This window comes from Novosphingobium sp. TK71, assembly GCF_055361505.1.
The window spans coordinates 1,941,418-1,958,845 of record NZ_CM143962.1; the positions used below are offsets into that span (position 1 = coordinate 1,941,418).

Here is a 17,428-nt window from a genome sequence, read left to right on the forward strand (position 1 = left end):
GCTACGGGCGGCTACTTGCCGCGCCAGTGTGACGAACAGGTGACATATCGGTGACATCACCATGAAAACACGGGCCGAACCCGCCTGTCATCGAAGTGACCCGCAACCGTCACCGCGCCGCAACGCGAAAGTGGGAATATCCCGGCAACTGGAACGGGGGCGCAACCGATGCGGAAAGACGTGGACACCCTTCTCGAATGCACCACCGGCGACAATGCAGGCGCCTTTGCCGGCACCAACATTCCCGCCTGGCTCGACCTGCCGGACCCGAAAGGCTTCCGGCCCAAACGCAAGTACGAGACGATCTGGATCTCCGACGTTCATCTCGGCACGCGCGGCTGCAATGCCGAGATGCTGGTGGATTTCCTGCGCTCGGTGGAATGCAGGACGCTCTATCTCGTAGGCGACATCGTGGACGGCTGGCGCCTGCGCAAGGGGTGGTACTGGCCCGATGCCCATAACGAGGTGATCCGCCGCATCCTCAAGATGGCGCACCGGGGCACCCGCGTGGTCTTCGTCGCGGGGAACCACGACGAGATGCTGCGCGACTATGCAGGACTGACGTTCGGCGGCGTGGAACTGGTGCTTGAAGCGGTGCACGAAACGCTCGACGGTCGTCGCCTGCTGGTCACTCACGGCGACGCCTTCGACGGCGTGGTGCTCTACGCCAGATGGCTCGCGTTCCTCGGCGACAAGGCCTACGGCGCGTTGCTGCGGGCAAACATCGTGTTCAACGCGGTGCGGCGCAAGCTGAAGATGCCGTATTGGTCGCTCTCCGCCTACATGAAGAAGAAGGTGAAGAACGCAGTCCAGTACGTCTGCAGCTACGAGGAAGCCGTGGCGAACGAGGCGATCTCGCGCGGGTTCGACGGCGTGGTCTGCGGCCACATCCACTGCGCCGAGATCCGCCAGTTCGGCGGCATCACGTATTACAACGACGGTGACTGGGTGGAGAGCTGCACCGCGCTGGTCGAGGACCTCCAGGGTCATATCGCCATCGTCGACTGGATCGCCGAGACCGGCGGCCACACGGCGGATGGCGTGGAGGCGATCCGCGCCGAGGCGGCGGAGTGAAGCTCACCCTGGCGACGGACGCCTGGCTGCCGCAGGTCAACGGTGTCGTCCGCTCGCTCTCGGCCACGCTCGATGAACTGGTGCGGCTGGGGCACGAGGTGGAAACCCTCACTCCAGACCGGTTTTTCACGGTGCCGATGCCCGGCTATGCCTCGATCCGCCTGGCCATGGCACCGCGCTTCGGGGTGCGCCGGATGCTCGACAAGGCGCAGCCGCAGATCGTCCATATCGCCACCGAAGGCCCGATCGGCTGGGCCGCTCGCGGCTGGTGCCTTTCGCGCGGAGTGCCGTTCACTTCGGCCTTCCACACCCGCTTCCCCGAATATGCCGCCGTGCGCACCGGGCTCAGCGCCGAGCGGTTCTGGCCGATCATGCAGCGCTTCCACGCCCCGAGCCAGGCCGTGCTGGTATCGACCGACAGTCTCGCACGCGAACTCGCCGGACGCGGTATCTCCCACACCCGCCGCTGGAGCCGGGGCATCGACCATGCCCAGTTCCACCCGCATGGCACGCGGCACCCGGCGATGGCCGCCCTGCCCGGCCCGGTCCTGCTGAACGTCGGCCGCGTGGCGCCGGAAAAGAACCTCGAAGCCTTCCTCGACGCACCCGTGCCCGGCAGCAAGGTCGTGGTCGGCGACGGCCCCGCCCTGGAAAGCCTGCGACGGCGCTATCCGGACGTGCTGTTCCTCGGCGCGCTTTCGGGTGACGAACTGGCAAGCGCCTACCGCGCGGCCGACTGTTTCGTGTTCCCCAGCCTTACCGATACCTTCGGCCTCGTGGTGATCGAGGCGCTGGCCTGCGGCACCCCGGTCGCCGCCTATCCGGTAACCGGCCCGGTCGACATCCTCGGCCGCGACGGATGCGGGGTGGACGAAGGCCTTCGCGCTCCGGCAGGCGCGGTGGACGCGGTGCTGGAACGGGCGATCGCGGCCGCGCTCACGGTCCGGCGCGAGGACGCGGCGCTGCTGGGCTCGCGCTTCTCGTGGCAGCGGGCGACCGGCCAGTTCCTGACGACGATCCAGTCCGCTCTCGAAGCCGCCGAAAGCCCGAGACGCGCGGCCGCGTAAAGCGCTGCGGCGCGGCGCTCAGCGAAAACCGAGGCTGCGGGAGATATCCGCCGCCTCCTGCTGCACCAGCCGCGCAAGATCCTCCAGCCGGCCCTGCGCGCGCGGGGTGGGCGCGGCCACGACCAAGGCGCCGAGCACCAGCCCCGCGGCATCGCGAATGGCCGAGGCAGTGCCGGTTACGCCGTCCGCCGCCTGATCGACGGTCTGGGCGACGCCCTGCTCCCGCGCATCGGCAATGGCAGCGGCCAGGGCCTTGCGATCCACCAGCGTTGCCGGGGTAAAGGCCTGCGCGCTCAGGCGGCGCAGGTAACTGTCGGTCGCATCCTGTGAGCATGTCGCCAGCAGCGCCCGTCCGCCCGCCGTCGCGTAAAGCGGGCGCCGGTCTCCGACACTGACCGAATAGCGCACGACGTTGCGGCTCTCTACCATGTCAACATAAGTGAGCTGGTCGCCCTCCCCGTCGCCCACGGCGAACAGCACGGTTTCGCCCGTCGCGGCGCAGAGGCGGCGCATGCCGTCTCGGATCAGATCGGAGCTTTGCAGGCGGCGGCGTGCCTCGGCCAGTGCACTGCCGAGGCCGAAGGCGCCGGGGCCCAGCCGCCAGGTGCCATCCGCGCCGATCACGAAGTCTTCCTCTGCCAGCCCGCGCAGCAGCGCCGCGAGGCTGCTTTTTGGCGTGGCGAGACGGCGGCTGAGGTCCGCCAGCGACAGCGGCTCGCTGCTCGCGCAGAGGGCTTCGAGCAGGCGGACCACGCGCGTCACCGATTGCGGCGAGGCCGCCCGCGCTCCCACGCCTTCCGCGGCCGTTCCGTCCTGCTCCGTCACCGTGCTCAAGCCTGCCTCACCGAAATGCCGGGATCACTTCATCCGCGAAGGTCCGGGCATAGGCAAGGAAACGCTCCGCCGGAAGGCCCGGCGGCATCATCATCGTGAAATGCTCAACCGGCGCCTTGTCGCGAAGGGCGCGGAAGCGGTCCACCGCCTCGGCCGGGGTAAGCACCTGAAGCACGCCGCTGCGCTTGAAGGTATCGAGGTCCATCGGCTTCATCGCCGCATCCTCGATCCCGATCGCCCGGTCCTCCGCCATCCACGCCGCATAAGTGTTGCTGACGTGATGAAAATAAGGCGCCAGTTCCTCGACCGCAGCCGCCTTTTCATGCGCGACGACCAGCATCAGTTCCTGCAGCCAGATCTTCGCAAGCGCCGGGTCCTTGCCCTGCTCCTCCAGCTTCTGGCGATAGAGCGGCCAGATATCGAGATTGCCGAAGTACCCGTCGCCATACCTCGCCACCCGCTCCATCGCCTTGGGCGCGAAGCCACCGATGTAGAGCGGCACTTGTCCCCGGCTCGACAGCGCCGAAACCCGCGCGCCTTCGAGGCGGAAATGGCGGCCCTCGAAGTCCACCGTCTCGCCCGCCCAGAGCCGCCGGACGATGCTCAGGAATTCGTCGAACCGCGCACCGCGCCGGGTGAAGTCGAGGCCGTGGGCCGCATATTCGCGCGCCCGGTAGCCGATGGCGAGCCCCATCGCCAAGCGCCCACCGCAAAGCGTGTCGAGCACCGCACAGTCCTCGGCGAAACGCAGCGGCTCGTAGAGCGGGCCAAGCGCGATGCCAGCACCGATGCGCATCCGCTTCGTACGCGCAGCGATGGCCGCAAGCGCCACCAGCGGCGAGGTCATGTAGCCGTCCCCGGCGAGGTGGTGTTCGGGCACCCAGGCCCCGTCGAAGCCCAGCGCCTCGGTTTCGGCAACGACGTCGAGAATTTCGCCATAAAGCGCTTCCGGCGCCCGTCGCCACGGGCCGGGATTGCGGAAATCGTAAAGGTAGCCGAAGCCGAGTTCGCCCATCGTGCCCTGTCCCGTTCGTTCTCGGGCAGGAGCCTAGCGGCCGGGGCCGAGGCGGCAAGGCGCGGGGGCGATGAGTTGGCGAAGCCCGCCCGCCGCCAGCCGCCGCAGGGCACCGGAGCGGCTCCCGGAGGAAGAGCCCTCCGGGAGCTTTCCTGCCTTACTTCTCCAGCTTGACCGGGCCGATCAGCCCCGAAGGTCTGAGCGGCGCATCGGCACGATAGGTCGGCATCGCCGTCCAGGTGATCGGCTTCGCGCCGGGCTGCGCATCGCCGACGAGGCGATTGACCCAGAGATTGGCCACCTTCACCTCGATGGTGTTGGCGCCGTTCTTCACGGCCTTGCCGATATCGATCCGGTAAGGCGCATGCCACGCCGCACCCACCGGCTTTCCGTTCACCGTGACTTCCGCCAGGTCGCCCACCTGCCCGAGGTCCAGCCAAAGCGGCTGCCCCGCTTTCGCACCCTTCGGCAGGTTGAAGCTGCGCGAATAGGTCGCCTCGCCGGAGAAGTACTTCACCCCGGCTTCGGCATTCTGTTCGAGCGGGGCAAGCTTCGGCATCTCGATCGAGGCGGGAGCGCCGCGGTCGGCCTGGAACCGCACCGTCCAGCCATCGTCGAGCGAAGCCAGCGCCTGCACCGGCCTGGCGGGCAGTATAAGGCTCTGCTTCGCGGCCGCCTTGCGGAACACCACGAAGACCGCGTCACCTTCGGCCAGCGAGAGCGGCACGACCGTCTCGCCATTCTCCATGCGGTAGCTTACCGGCTCGCTGGTTCCGGTTTCCGGGTGCCAGAGTTCGGGAGCCTTGCCGGTGACGCGGAAGCGCGCCTCGATGGACTGCGCGCCTTGCGGATTGGAGAGGTAGTAGATCTCGCCCTGCCCGTCGCGGCGGTGGACGAAGGGGATTTTCGTATTCGCCTCTGCTCCGGTGAAGGTGAAATCCGGTGCCACCGACAGCTTGCTAAGCGCGCCTTCCACGTCCTTGCCGGCGATCACGCGGCCCTTTCCGACTGCGGCGTCACCGCTGCCCGGCCAGAGCTTCGCCACCAGCGCCGACCATTCCGCGTCCTGCGGGCCCATCATGCCCCCTGCCATGCTGGGCGTCGAGACCGGCGCATCGCCGATCACCGTGGCGCCGCCCTCGACCAGCGCGGCGAGCTTCTTCAGCGCTCCCAATGTCATGCGCTGCGACGAACCACCGAGGTAGATCGCCCGGTAACGCGCGCCGCCGGGCGCGGCGACCTCGTTGCCCTCGTTGGTGAGCAAGCCGGTGAGCGCATCGTAGCTGAGGAAATCGTAAGCGTGCGAAACCGGCGCATCAGCCACCGGCTTGTCGCCATAGAGCCCGGTCAGCGGTGCTTCCTCGCCGTAGAAGTAGGCCACGTCGGCCACGTTCCGCCCCGCCTGAAGCAGCAGCGAGGAGCGCGAGATATAGTCCACCCAGGGCTTGGCCATCTCGCCCCAGCTTTCCATCCGGTTGAAATACTGGCCGAAGATGAAGAGCGAGAGGCCGGGCTTCTTGTCGTCCACCGGCACATGGACCGAGGTATGGACCACCGGGCGGTTGACGCCGTTGACGAACTCCATGTCGATGAAGCGCTTCAGATCCTTGGGCGCGAAGGCCCAGGGCGACATCGAGGCGGTCATCGATTCCGCCGCGACGAGGTTCTGGCCGTAGAGATGCGCGACCGAAGCCGCGCCCTTCATGTCGGCGATCAGGGTCTGGCGCGGGCCTTCCTCGCGGAAGGTCCACATCGCGGCCATCGGGATATCCGTGTGGCTGCGCATGGTCATGTCGTCGCCCAGCATCGGACGCTTGTCTTCCAGCGCCTCGCCATAGACCTTGAGGCCATTCTCGTGAGCGACCCTGGCGACGGTGCCGTAATGCTCGCTGGCCAGCAGGTCAGCCAGGGTGCGGCGATAGTCGTAGAGGAACTTGTCCGATTGCGCGCGCGTGCCCACCAGCACGCCGGTCAGCGCCGGCAGCCAGGGCCGCGCGTCATAGCCGCGCAGGCGCTGGAACTGCTCCAGCATCTTCGGCGTCCAGTTCGCCTCTCCCACCTCGATGGAATCGGTGAGCAGCGCACGCACGCCGCGCTGGCCGATCATGTCCGGCCCGGCGGCATCCTTGTACATGCCGATGTAGTGATCGAGATAACGGCGCACCGCGTCGCCATCGAACTTGTCCACCTCAAGCCCGGTCGCCTCGGGCGGTGCCGGGTGGTTGGTGGTGCCGAGCAGCGAATAGCCCATGCGCAGCACCCGCCAGCGCTGGCCCTTGGGCAACGCCGGGGCCTGCCAGTCGAGCGTGCCGTCCGCCTTGAGCTTGCCGGTGAGGTCGACAACGCTGGCGGGGGCGATACCGGCGGCACCGTCCTTCGGCTCCTCCAGCGCGTAATAGTCGCGGCTCATCACGAAGCCGGCCTTGGTCTCGAAACGGTCTACTTTCGGAGCGGCATCGAGCGTGAAGGTGCCGACGACCAGCGGCTTCTTCGCCAGCATCGCGCCGACGCCGTCGAACAATCCGTCCATGGCAATGCCCGGCGCGGGCGATCCGAGGCCGCCGTCCTGCTTGCGAGGATTGAGCACGACACGGAAATGCGCGGCGGTAACGGCGGGGAAGCTGACGGTCGTGGGTACGGCACCCAGCGTCAACGTGGCGATCGGCGTCCACGTGTTACCGTCCGCGCTCGATTCCAGCGCGCCCGTGAAAGCGGCTCCGGCGAAGGGAACCACCACATCGGGCACGAAGACCGTCGCGGTGGAGATCCGGGCCGGCTTCGCATAGTCGAGCCGCAGGCTGGGCGCCTCGCCTTCCTTGCGGGCCAGGGTTACGCCCTTGGCAAGATCGCCATCGAACAGCGCGGCAGCGGAGAGCACATTGCCCAGCCCATCCGCCGCGCGCGGCAAGGCGACTGCGGGTTCGACGGATTCGGGGTAAGCGAAGACGCCGACATCGCCGTAGTACGACGGCCCCGGAGGGGCGGGATGACCGGAGATCATCTCCTCGATGGACACCGCGGCACCCAGCGCCTGATAGGGCCCGGTCGCCGAAGGCGGCGCGGAAAGCTTGCCCGAGAAGCGCTGCCCGGCGGCTACCGGGGTCTCCGACCAGACCAGTTTCTTCAGGCCGTCCTGCGGCTGAACCCAGGGGCCGCCGGTTTCCGACCATCCGGGCGAGGCGGCGATGGCGAGTTCGAGCCCCTGCCGGTCCGCCTCGTGCGCGGCGAAACGGAAGGCGTCCTTCCACTCCGGCGTCATGTAGACGAGGCGCTTGTCGACCACTTGCGGGGTCTGAAGATTGGCGTCGAAGTTCTGCAATCCCCCGATGCCGACGCGCTTCATCCACGCCATGTCCTTGGCGATGCCGTCCTTCGAGATATTGCCGTTCATCCAGTGCCACCACACGCGCGGGCGGGCGGAATTGGGCGGATCGCGGAACTGGTCCTCAAGTGGAGCGGTAGAAGCAGCGGCTTCGGCGACGGGCACCTGTTCCTGCGCGGCGGCAGGCATCGCAGCCAGCGCCGAGGTCAGTGCGGTTGCAGCGCGCAGCACGGTACGAAACGATTGGATCGGCATAATTTCCCTCCCAAATCCAAATGGTTGTGTAGATTTTTTATTATTGCAGCAGTCTTGTCTTCACCTTGCCGCCGGGACGGGGAGTCCCGGCGAGAAGGGTTTTCCGGCAGGGCTTGTTACCCTTTGGTCCGGCAGTATTTCAGGATGCGAAAGAGATCAGACGATCCCGGCGCCGAGGCCCACGGCCTTGCGTTCCTGCGCTTTGCGGTCGCGCCAGCGGCTTTCGCGGTAGACGCCCAGCACGTCCGCCGCGCCGCCCGCCTCGACGCGCGCCTTGGCCAGAATCGGGCTGACATCGACATTGTAGGCACGGCGCAGCGCCTGGAAGGCCATCATCGTGTCGTTGGCTTCCTGAGAGAGATGCAGCGCCTCGCGGTCCACCAACAGCGCCTTGGCATAGCAGGAACCGATGGCTTCGGCGGAGGACAGCATGGATTCGATCGGATCGGTCACGTTGTGCGACTGGTCGATCATGTAGCTGGGCTTGAAGCCGTCACGCGGAGCCAGTTCGGCCTCGACCAGTTCGTTGAACACCAGGAACAGCTGGTGCGGGTTGATCGAGCCCGAATCGAGATCGTCATCGCCGTACTTGCTGTCGTTGAAGTGGAAGCCGCCCAGCTTGCCGAAGCGGTGGAGGCGGGCCACGATCTGCTCGATGTTCACGTTGGGCGCGTGGTGCCCAAGGTCGACCAGACACTTGGCCTTGGGGCCCAGTTCCTGAGCGGCGAGGATCGAGGAGCCCCAGTCGCTGATGACGGTGGAGTAGAACGCCGGTTCGAACATCTTGTGTTCGAGCAGCATCCGCCAGTCATCGGGCAGCGCGGCATAGACCTGTGCGGCGGCATCCAGATAGCGGTCGAGGCTGCGGCCGAGGTCCTGCTGGCCGGGGAAGTTGGTGCCGTCCCCCACCCAGACGGTGAGATCGGTGGAGCCGAGCTGCTGGCCGATCTCGATGCATTCGATGTTGTGCTCCACCGCCTGCTGGCGCGTCGCCTCGATGGTCGAGGAGAGCGAACCGGTGGAATAGCTGTGCGCCTGGTCCTTCTGGTCCTGGAAGGTGTTGGAGTTCACCGCATCGAAGCCAAGGCCAAGGCTGGCCGCTTCCTCGCGCAGCGCCTTGTAATCGCTCACCTTGTCCCACGGGAAATGCGGCGAGACGCGCGGGGTCAGGCGCGAAAGCTGGTTGATGACGGCGCAGTCTTCCAGCTTTTCATGGATGTTGGTGGGTTCGCCCGCAATCGGGAACTTTGCGAAGCGGGTGCCGCCCCGGCCAGCGCCCCACGAGGGAACGGCGACCGAGAAGGCGGAAACCTTGTCCTTGATCGCATCGATGGCGATGCCAGAACGCTCCAGCTTGCGGCCGAGCGAGGCATATTCGTCCTCCAGCGCATCTGCCGCGCGGGCATTGGCTTCGGCGATCAGTTCATCGGAAATCGGCAGTCTGCTCATTTTCTTATCCTCTTCCGCATCCGGCACCGCGATGCCGGAAAGGGGAATGCGCCGGTTCGTGCATTCCCCCGAAAAACATCTCTTAGCGCGTGAACGCCTGTGCGTTACCCGCATCGACATTGATCATGTTGCCGGTCGATTTCGCCGACTGGTCACCGGCCAGGAAATAAACCGCCTCGGCAATGTCGGAAGGCAGCACATCGCGCTTCAGCATGGAGCGGTTGCGGTAGTGTTCTTCCAGTTCCTTGCCGGTGTCGATCCCGTGCGCGCCCGCGCGCTCCTTGCGCCAGTCGCCGTCCCAGATCTTGCTGCCCTTGATGACCGCATCGGGATTGACCACGTTGACGCGGATACCGTGCGGCGCGCCCTCCAGCGCCAGACAGCGCGCAAGGTGGTTCGCCGCTGCTTTGGCGGAAGCATAGGCCGAGGCATTGGTGGCCGCCGCGACGCCGTTCTTCGACCCGATGAACACCACCGAAGTGCCGCCCTGCTCCTTCATGCCCTTCAGCAGCGGCCATGCGGCGCGGCTGGTGAGGAAGTAGCCCTGCGCCAGCACGTCGTAATTGCGGTTCCACAGTTCGATCGTGGTCTCCTCGATCGGTGCTGACGAGGCGATACCGGCATTGGCAACCAGAATGTCGAGCCCGCCGAATTCGCGCGCGGCCACGGCGAAGGCTTCGGAGACTTGCGCCTCGTCGGTCACATCGCAAACGGCGGCGCGGACCACGTCCTTGCCGAACTGTTTGGCGAAACCGGCGCGGACTTCCTCCACGGCACCCGCATCGCGGTCAGCCAGCAGCACGCAGGCCCCGTCCGCCATCAGGCGTGCGGCGGTGGCGGCACCGATGCCGCCGGCGCCGCCGGTGACGAGCGCCACACGGCCGACCAAGGGCTTGGGTGCGGGCATGCGCTGGAGCTTGGCTTCCTCAAGCAGCCAGTATTCGATGTCGAACGCTTCCTGCTCGTCGAGCGCGATATAGTCGCCGATGGCCTCCGCGCCGCGCATCACGTTGATGGCGTTGCCGTAGAATTCCCCGGCAAGGCGCGCCGTGGTCTTGTCGGTGGCGAAAGTGATGCGGCCCACGCCCGGCACCAGCACGACCACCGGGTTGGCATCGCGCATCGCGGGCGAGTTGGGACGCTTGCAGCGCTCGTAATAGGCTGCATACATATCGCGATAATCGGCAATCTTCTGAGCCAGATAGTCCTGGTCCTGAAGACGCGTAGGGTCGAGGGTCAGGGGAGCGATCTTGGTGCGCAGGAAGTGATCGGGGCACGAGGTGCCGAGACCGGCCAGACGCTCGAACTCCGCCGAGTTCACGAATTCCAGCGCTTCGGCGTCGTCCGAGAAGTGGCCCAGCTTGCGGCGCGCGCCGGTCATCAGACCGCGCAGGCGCGGCATGAGATCGGCGGCGATCTCCGCGCGGTTCCCGGCAGTGCCATGGGCCGCGCCGCCGAAGGCAGGCTTCTCGCCCAGCTTGGCGTTGAGATAGTTCGCCGCATCCGCAATCAGCTCGACAGTGTGTTCGTAGCAGGACTTGGCGCTATCGGCCCAGCAGATGATGCCGTGACCGGCAAGCATGACGCCCTCGACGCCTGGATTGGCCGCCACATAGTCGCGAAGCTGGACGCCGAGCGTGTAGCCGGGGCGCTTCCAGCCGAGCCAGCCGATCTTGCCGCCCCAGATTTCCTGCGTTGCCGCTTCGCCGCCCGAACTGGCGGCCAGCGCGATGATCGCGTCCGGGTGAACATGGTCGACATGGGCGAAAGGCAGCAGCGAGTGCAGCGGCGTGTCGATCGAGGCGGCGCGCGCGTTCAGGTTGAAGGTGCAGTGCGGCAGATAGCCGACCATCTTGTCGTCGTCTTCCGGCCCGGCATAGTGCGCCTCAAGGCCGAGCAGCTTGTCCTGATAGAGCGTGGCGAAACCGTCGAGCTTCATCGAGCCGATGTCGCCGCCCGAACCCTTCACCCACAGCACTTCCACCGTTTCGCCGGTGAGCGGGTCCACTTCCGCCAGCTTGGCCGAGGTATTGCCCCCGCCGAAGTTGGTGACGGTCAGATCGGAACCCAGCAGGTTCGAACGATAAAGCAGCAATTGCTCGGGAGACAGCGTCGCGGCCAGCGAATCGTCCCAGCGGCTGGAAGGAACGGCAAACGGTATCGCAGCCGGGCGGGAAGCGGTCATGGTATCCATAGTCATCCTCTACCAATTCGTGCTTGCATGAGCAATCTGTTTCGCTACAAAACGATCACGTTCGATCATCAAAGTCAATCATAATTGGTCAGAGCGTGTTTGGGTTGGAGGATGGTTGGAGAGCCATGACGGGTACCGGTACATTCATCGTCGTCGATATCGGCAAGACCCTCAGCAAGGTGACGCTGTGGACGCGCGGCGGGCGCATGATCGACCGTCAGGTACGCCCCAACGTCCCCTGCGAGCATGACGGGCTGCGTGTTCTCGACGTCGAGGGAATCGGCCAATGGCTGCGCGCCACGCTGCGCGGCTGGTCCGGCCATCCGGTGGAAGCGATCATCCCCGTGGCCCACGGCGCGGGGTTCGCCGCTCTCGACGGCGCCGATGGCAATTGGGGCCTGCTGTTCCCCCCGCTCGACTACGAACAGGCCGTCCCCGAAGACGTGATGGCCGACTATCGGCGCGAGCGTGACGCCTTCACCCTCACCGGCAGCCCCGCCCTGCCCGACGGCCTCAACCTCGGCACGCAAGTCTACTGGATGGCCCGCCGCCACCCCGAGGAGATGGCCCGCGCCACGCTCGTTCCCTGGGCGCAGTACTGGGCCTGGTTCCTCTCCGGCAAGGCCGCGAGCGAAGTGACCAGCCTCGGCTGCCACACCGATCTCTGGTGCCCCGCCGATGCGCGATTCTCGCCCATCGCCGAACGATTCGGCTGGGCGGAACGCTTTGCCCCCGTGGTCAAGGCGAGCGACGTGGTGGGCACGCTCCGACCCGAGATCGCCGCCGAGACCGGCCTTCCGGCCACGGCCCAGGTGCTGGCAGGCCTCCACGATTCGAACGCCGCGCTGCTCGCCGCGCGCGGCTTTGCCGAGATCGCGCGGCAGGAGGCGACGATTCTCTCCACCGGCACCTGGTTCATCGCCATGCGCCTTGCTGCCGAGACCTTCTCCATCGCCGCCCTTCCCGAGGCGCGCGACACCCTCGTCAATGTCGATGCCTATGGCTGGCCGGTGCCTTCCGCGCGCTTCATGGGCGGGCGGGAGATCGAATCGGTAATCCAGATCGACACCCGCCGCGTCGACATCCGACCCGACCAGCCCAGGCTGATGGACGCCGTGCCGGGCCTGCTCGAACGCGGGACGATGATGATGCCCACGCTCGCGCCGGGTTTCGGACCGTTCCCTCACGGCAAGGCAGACTGGGTGGACAAGCCCGAGGAATGGGCCGGCACCTGGTACGCGCGGCGTGCCGCGATCTGCCTCTATGCGGCGATGGTGGCCGACACCTCGCTCGACCTGATCCGCTCGAAGGAGCGCCTGCTGATCGAGGGTCGCTTCGCCGATGCCGAAGTCTTCGTGCGCGCCCTCGCCGCGCTGCGGCCGGAAACCGAAGTCTATGTCGCGAACGCGCATAACGACGTCTCGTTCGGCGCGCTGCGACTGATCAATCCGCTGCTGCAAGCGCAAGGCGGGTTGCGCCGTGTCGAGCCGCTCGAAGGCGATCTCATGGCCTACCGCGAAAAGTGGCGCGCGCACATGCGGGAGCTTGCCTGATGATCACCGCCTCCATCCCCGACTTCCGCGAGGCCGCCCGCCGCCGCCTGCCACGCTTCCTGTTCGAATATATCGACGGCGGCTCCTATGCCGAGGCAACGCTCCGGCGCAATGTCTCCGACCTTGCTGACCTTGCGCTGCGCCAGCGGGTGCTGCGCGACGTTTCGCAGCTCGACCTCTCGACCGAATTGTTCGGCCAGAAGCTCGCCCTGCCCGTCGCCCTCGCCCCGATCGGGCTGGCCGGACTCAATGCCCGGCGCGGCGAATGCCAGGCGGTGCGCGCGGCGGACAAGGCGGGCATTCCCTTCACGCTCTCCACCGTGGGTGCCTGCACCATCGGCGAAGTGGCCAAGGCGGCGAGCAAGCCGTTCTGGTTCCAGCTCTACATGATCCGCGACCGCGCCTTCATGAAGGACCTGCTGGCCAAGGCGGTCGAGGCAGGCTGTTCCACGCTTGTCTTCACGGTGGACATGCCCGTCCCCGGCAGCCGCTACCGCGACTATCACACCGGACTTGCCGGAACCGGCGGGCTGAAGGGCGCGGCATGGCGCGCGGCGCAAGCGATGATGCGCCCGTCATGGGCCTGGGACGTGGGCCTCAACGGACGGCCCCACACTTTGGGCAATGTCGCCCCCGTGCTTCAGGGCCGCACCGGCATCGAGGATTTCTTCGCCTGGATGCGGAACAACTTCGACCCTTCGATCAACTGGCGCGATCTCGATTTCATCCGCTCGGAATGGAAGGGCCCGCTGGTCATCAAGGGCATTCTCGATCCCGAGGATGCGAAGGAAGCCGCCGAACTCGGCGCGGACGGGCTCGTCGTTTCCAACCACGGCGGCCGCCAGCTTGACGGCGTGCTTTCCAGCGCGCGCGCCCTGCCCCCCATCGCCGACGCCGTGGGAGACCGCATGACCGTGCTGGCCGACGGCGGCATCCGCTCCGGCCTCGACGTCGTGCGGATGCTGGCGCTGGGCGCCAGGGGCGTGCTGCTCGGCCGCGCATGGGCCTGGGCGCTCGGCGCCGGGGGCGAGGCGGGCGTGACCAAGATGCTGAAATTGATCGAGGCCGAGATGCGCGTCGCCATGGCGCTCACCGGCACGACGAAAATCGCAGAGATCGACAGAACGATCCTGGCGGGAGGGACCTGAAAATGACTGAAACCACGGGACAAGAGGACAACTGGCGCAATACCATACTCGCCGGCCTCGCCAATTATATCGACGCCGGCTCGATCGTCGCCGGCTCGGCCGCGCTCGCGCTCTGGCAGGAAAGCTACCACCTCTCCAACGACTTCGTCGGCCTGATCGCCGCCTTCGGCCCCAACGCCATCGGCGCGGGCGTGGGTGCGCTGATCGGCGGCTGGCTCTGTGACAAGCTGGGCCGCAAGAAGATCTACCAGTGGGACATGCTGATCTACGCGCTGGGCATGTCGATGCTGGTCTTCGCGGTAGCGCCGTGGATGATCGTGGTCGGCTTCCTGATCGTCGGGCTCGCCGTGGGCGCGGACATTCCCGCAAGCTGGTCGCTGATCGCCGAACAGGCGCCGGACAACAAGCGCGGCAAGCATTCCGGGGTGGCGCAGGCGCTGTGGTATCTCGGCCCGGTCGTGGTGCTGCTGATGAGCCTCGCGCTTACTTCGCTCGGCGTGCTCGGCGCGCGGATCGTCTTCGCGCACCTCGTGGTGATCGCACTCGGCCTTACCCTGCTGCGCTCGAAGATGAAGGAATCGGAGCGCTGGGTGGAAGCCCAGAAATCCGAGGTAAAGCGCCCGCCGGTCTCCAGCCTTTTCAAGGGCAAGTACCTCGCCTCGATCCTCGGGCTCGTGGGCATGTACGGGTTCTGGAACCTCTGGGCCGGTACCAACGGCTTCTTCTTCCCCTATATCCTGCGCACGATGGGCGCGGCCACCCAGGCCCAGAGCGTCGCCATTCAGGCGGTCTCGTTCTTCGTTGCCATGATCTCGGTGACGTTCATCTTCATGCGCCTGTCGGACAAGGTGAACCAGCGCACGCTGTTCATCGTCTCCGCGGTTATTCAGGTCGCGGGCATGATGCTGCTGGCGGTATTCCCGCTGACGATCCCGGTCGCGCTGCTCTATGTCTTCCTGCTGCAATTCGGCGGCGGCTTCGGCGCGCAGAGCTTCTTCCAGCTCTGGAGCTCGGAGATGTTCCCCACCATGCTGCGCTCCACCGCGCAGGGCGTGTGCTTTGCCATCGTGCGCATCTCGCTGGGCGTGTTCAGCTTCTTCGTGCCCATGCTCAACGCCACGGGCTTTACGAACCTTGCCTGGATTCTTACCGGGTTCCTTGTCATCAGCGGGATCATCGGCGCACTCTGGGCGCCGCGCAACGAAGGCAAGTCGCTAGAACAGCTCGAAGCCGAACAGGCCGATCCCGGCCGGACTCAAAAGGAAGCACAAGTCGCATGCACGCCGAGGAACGCGAACGCCTGATACTCGAGGCCGTCGCCGATACGGGCTTCGTGAGCTACCGTGCTCTCGAAGCCCAGCTCGACGCCTCGCCGGCCACGATCCGGCGCGACCTGACGCGGCTGGAGGAATCCGGCCGCATCCTGCGCGTCCACGGCGGCGCCAAGCTGCCCGAGGACGAGAAGCCTGACAGGCCCCAGGGTCTGGCAGGCACGCCCTTCGAGCAGTCCATCACCCAGAACCTGCCCGCCAAGCAGGCCATCGGCCGCGCCGCCGCCCAGCTCTGCCGCCCCGGCGAGGGGATCATGATCGACGGCGGCACCACCACGCTCCAGATGTGCCCCTATCTCGACGGGCTGGACATGCAGGTGCTGACCAACTCGCTGCACATCGTCCACACCCTGCTTCCGCAGACCGGAACGCGGGTGCTGCTGCCGTCAGGCACTGTGTTTCGCGAACAGAACATCGTCCTTGCCCCTGCGGGCGAGGATTCGATGCCGCGCTTCCACGCGCCCAAGCTGTTCATGGGCGCGGCGGCGGTCGGACCTCAGGGGGTGATGCAACAGGACGTGATCCTCGTCGCCGCCGAGCGCCGGTTCATGGACCGGGCCGAGGAAGTGATCCTCATGGTCGACAGCTCGAAGTTCCGCTCCTCCTCGGGCGCGATCGTCTGCGGGCTGGACGAGGTGGACGTGGTTATCACCGATGCGGGCGTGCCGCAGGATATGGCGGAACGGCTGCGGGATCTCGGGGTGAAGGTGATCGTGGTTTAAGGAAGGAAGGTCCGCTCCTTGCGGCGCAGCCAGTAAGTCTTCCGGAGCGCGGAACGCGGTTGGCCCGGCTGACCTCGACAGTATTGGGGGTGCAGGGGGGTGCTGCCCCCCTGCCTTTCCTCTTCCCCCTTTAAAGCGAATTGCGCTTCGCAATCCCACCCAGCACCGAGGCGCTCGGCTTGGGCGTCCGCACGAAAGTCGTGCGGTCCACGCTGCACAGGCCGAAGCGCGGCTTGTAGCCGAAAATCCACTCGTAATTGTCCAGCAGCGACCAGTGCATGTAGCCGAGCACCGGCACCCCATCATCCATGGCCTGCTTCAGCCCTTCCAGCGCGGCGGGAATGAAGCGCGCGCGCAGCGTGTCGTCCTCGGTGCCCACGCCGTGTTCGGAGACCAGCACCGGAACCTTCGTGGCAGCGTGGACATAGCGCACCGCGCCCGCCAGCGACGGCGCCCAGACTTCGGTGCCGGACCAGTTGCGGTCGGCGCCGTCGGGCGCGGGCAGACGGCCCTTGTCGTTCCAGACCGCGCGCTCGTAGTTCTGCACGCCGATGAAATCGTCACCCTTGGCGATCTCCAGCCAGCCGCCGTAAAGTTCGGCGCGGACCTTGTCGCGCAGGGAGTTCTTGCCGGCAGCCTGGTCATCCATCACCGAGAGCGTGAAGCCCACCGGCAAGTCGCCGCGTACCGCCTTGATCGCGGCGCGTGCGGCCTTGTGCCCGGCCATCTGGCCCGCGACGATGGCGTCCACGTCCTCGCGACCGGCGACATTGGCGCAGAGGAAGCGCTCGACGCCAAGGCGCTTGGTGGCGGCGGCAAGGGTCTGGCGCTGCATGTCCCATACCGGCGGCGGCAGGATGTTCTTGAGAATGAGCAGGATATTCGGCTCGTTCAGCGTCATGGCCATGGCGATATCCGCACCGATCGCGCGGGCCACCTTATCGCAATAGCGGGCGAAGAGCTGTGCCGATTCCGGGTTGGTCCACCCCCCTTGCGCGCTGAACCAGAGCGGCGCGGTGAAGTGGTTGAACGTCACCAGCGGCGCAAGCCCGCGCGCGTGGCAGCCCTCGACGATGCGCTTGTAGTGATCGAGCATGGCCTGAGAGAACAGACCCTTCTCCGGCTCGATCCGCGCCCATTCCACGCCGAAGCGATAGGACGTGAGGCCCAGCGACTTCACGATATCGAGATCGGTCGCCCAGAGTTCCAAGCTGTTCACCGCGTCGCCCGAGGGCTCGGCGAAGACGGTGGGCTTCTGGTTCTCCACGAACCAGAGATCGGAGGAAACGTTGTTGCCCTCGATCTGGTGCGGCGCGGTGGCGGCGCCCCACAGGAAGCCTTTCGGGAAAGCCGGGGCCGGACGCTTCGAGGCCGCATGCGCCATGACCGGCGCAGCCGCTGCCAGCGCGCCCACGGCAAGCAGGCTTCGGCGGTCGAGATTGAGTATCTTGGTCATCGAGAAAG

Annotated in this window: 12 protein-coding genes; 6 read left to right on the forward strand and 6 right to left on the reverse strand. The window is 66.5% G+C overall.

What is annotated here, in order from left to right; translation table 11 throughout:
• Nucleotides 1-168 precede the first annotated feature (168 nt).
• Both ACXJ16_RS08980 and ACXJ16_RS08985 read left to right on the forward strand, forming a co-directional pair.
• A complete protein-coding gene (locus tag ACXJ16_RS08980; RefSeq protein WP_463920461.1) occupies nucleotides 169-1,074 on the forward strand; it encodes a UDP-2,3-diacylglucosamine diphosphatase in 906 nt (301 codons plus the stop codon).
• A complete protein-coding gene (locus tag ACXJ16_RS08985) occupies nucleotides 1,071-2,141 on the forward strand; it encodes a glycosyltransferase family 4 protein (protein ID WP_185997863.1) in 1,071 nt (356 codons plus the stop codon). The genes ACXJ16_RS08980 and ACXJ16_RS08985 overlap by 4 nt, the downstream gene beginning before the upstream one ends.
• 18 nt (nucleotides 2,142-2,159) lie before the next feature.
• Here ACXJ16_RS08985 and ACXJ16_RS08990 read toward each other — a convergent pair whose 3' ends face one another.
• From ACXJ16_RS08990 to ACXJ16_RS09010, 5 genes are all read right to left on the reverse strand, one after another.
• Nucleotides 2,160-2,966 (reverse strand): IclR family transcriptional regulator, encoded by an 807-nt coding sequence (locus ACXJ16_RS08990; RefSeq protein ID WP_324699011.1) that lies wholly within the window; start codon nucleotides 2,964-2,966, stop codon nucleotides 2,160-2,162.
• 16 nt (nucleotides 2,967-2,982) lie between these two features.
• Nucleotides 2,983-3,990 (reverse strand): LLM class flavin-dependent oxidoreductase, encoded by a 1,008-nt coding sequence (locus tag ACXJ16_RS08995; RefSeq protein WP_324698493.1) that lies wholly within the window; start codon nucleotides 3,988-3,990, stop codon nucleotides 2,983-2,985.
• 157 nt (nucleotides 3,991-4,147) lie between these two features.
• Nucleotides 4,148-7,567 (reverse strand): glycosyl hydrolase, encoded by a 3,420-nt coding sequence (locus tag ACXJ16_RS09000; protein ID WP_443478142.1) that lies wholly within the window; start codon nucleotides 7,565-7,567, stop codon nucleotides 4,148-4,150.
• Between the two features lie 156 nt (nucleotides 7,568-7,723).
• Nucleotides 7,724-9,016 (reverse strand): L-rhamnose catabolism isomerase, encoded by a 1,293-nt coding sequence (gene rhaI / locus ACXJ16_RS09005; protein ID WP_054440205.1) that lies wholly within the window; start codon nucleotides 9,014-9,016, stop codon nucleotides 7,724-7,726.
• An 82-nt stretch (nucleotides 9,017-9,098) separates the two neighbouring features.
• Nucleotides 9,099-11,210 carry a bifunctional rhamnulose-1-phosphate aldolase/short-chain dehydrogenase gene (locus tag ACXJ16_RS09010; RefSeq protein ID WP_054440203.1) on the reverse strand — a complete coding sequence of 704 codons (2,112 nt, stop codon included), beginning with the start codon at nucleotides 11,208-11,210 and terminating at the stop codon, nucleotides 9,099-9,101.
• A gap of 125 nt (nucleotides 11,211-11,335) precedes the next feature.
• Here ACXJ16_RS09010 and ACXJ16_RS09015 point away from each other — a divergent pair, with 125 nt between their 5' ends.
• From ACXJ16_RS09015 to ACXJ16_RS09030, 4 genes are read left to right on the forward strand one after another with little or no spacing between them, the layout of a single operon-like run.
• Nucleotides 11,336-12,763, forward strand: a complete 1,428-nt coding sequence (locus ACXJ16_RS09015; protein WP_463920465.1) for an FGGY-family carbohydrate kinase — start codon at nucleotides 11,336-11,338, stop codon at nucleotides 12,761-12,763.
• Nucleotides 12,763-13,911, forward strand: coding sequence for an FMN-dependent L-lactate dehydrogenase LldD (gene lldD, locus ACXJ16_RS09020; RefSeq protein ID WP_324698483.1), 1,149 nt, complete (start codon nucleotides 12,763-12,765; stop codon nucleotides 13,909-13,911). The genes ACXJ16_RS09015 and lldD overlap by 1 nt, the downstream gene beginning before the upstream one ends.
• A 2-nt stretch (nucleotides 13,912-13,913) precedes the next feature.
• On the forward strand, nucleotides 13,914-15,215 hold the full coding sequence (locus tag ACXJ16_RS09025) for an MFS transporter (RefSeq protein ID WP_156336735.1): 1,302 nt from the start codon (nucleotides 13,914-13,916) through the stop codon (nucleotides 15,213-15,215).
• Nucleotides 15,188-15,964, forward strand: coding sequence for a DeoR/GlpR family DNA-binding transcription regulator (locus tag ACXJ16_RS09030; RefSeq protein WP_054440198.1), 777 nt, complete (start codon nucleotides 15,188-15,190; stop codon nucleotides 15,962-15,964). The genes ACXJ16_RS09025 and ACXJ16_RS09030 overlap by 28 nt, the downstream gene beginning before the upstream one ends.
• Nucleotides 15,965-16,094: 130 nt before the next feature.
• Here ACXJ16_RS09030 and ACXJ16_RS09035 read toward each other — a convergent pair whose 3' ends face one another.
• The gene (locus ACXJ16_RS09035; protein WP_463920468.1) at nucleotides 16,095-17,420 is read right to left on the reverse strand and encodes a glycoside hydrolase family 1 protein; all 1,326 of its coding nucleotides are present in this window, start codon (nucleotides 17,418-17,420) and stop codon (nucleotides 16,095-16,097) included.
• Nucleotides 17,421-17,428 lie beyond the last annotated feature (8 nt).

Bases quoted from the DNA above. Each gene is read 5' to 3' on its own strand.
- ACXJ16_RS09025 (WP_156336735.1), top strand. From the start codon at position 13,914: ATGACTGAAACCACGGGACAAGAGGACAACTGGCGCAATACCATACTC.
- rhaI (WP_054440205.1), bottom strand. From the start codon at position 9,016: ATGAGCAGACTGCCGATTTCCGATGAACTGATCGCCGAAGCCAATGCC.
- lldD (WP_324698483.1), top strand. From the start codon at position 12,763: ATGATCACCGCCTCCATCCCCGACTTCCGCGAGGCCGCCCGCCGCCGC.
- ACXJ16_RS09035 (WP_463920468.1), bottom strand. From the start codon at position 17,420: ATGACCAAGATACTCAATCTCGACCGCCGAAGCCTGCTTGCCGTGGGC.
- ACXJ16_RS09010 (WP_054440203.1), bottom strand. From the start codon at position 11,210: ATGGATACCATGACCGCTTCCCGCCCGGCTGCGATACCGTTTGCCGTT.
- ACXJ16_RS09015 (WP_463920465.1), top strand. From the start codon at position 11,336: ATGACGGGTACCGGTACATTCATCGTCGTCGATATCGGCAAGACCCTC.
- ACXJ16_RS09000 (WP_443478142.1), bottom strand. From the start codon at position 7,567: ATGCCGATCCAATCGTTTCGTACCGTGCTGCGCGCTGCAACCGCACTG.
- ACXJ16_RS08995 (WP_324698493.1), bottom strand. From the start codon at position 3,990: ATGGGCGAACTCGGCTTCGGCTACCTTTACGATTTCCGCAATCCCGGC.
- ACXJ16_RS08980 (WP_463920461.1), top strand. From the start codon at position 169: ATGCGGAAAGACGTGGACACCCTTCTCGAATGCACCACCGGCGACAAT.
- ACXJ16_RS09030 (WP_054440198.1), top strand. From the start codon at position 15,188: ATGCACGCCGAGGAACGCGAACGCCTGATACTCGAGGCCGTCGCCGAT.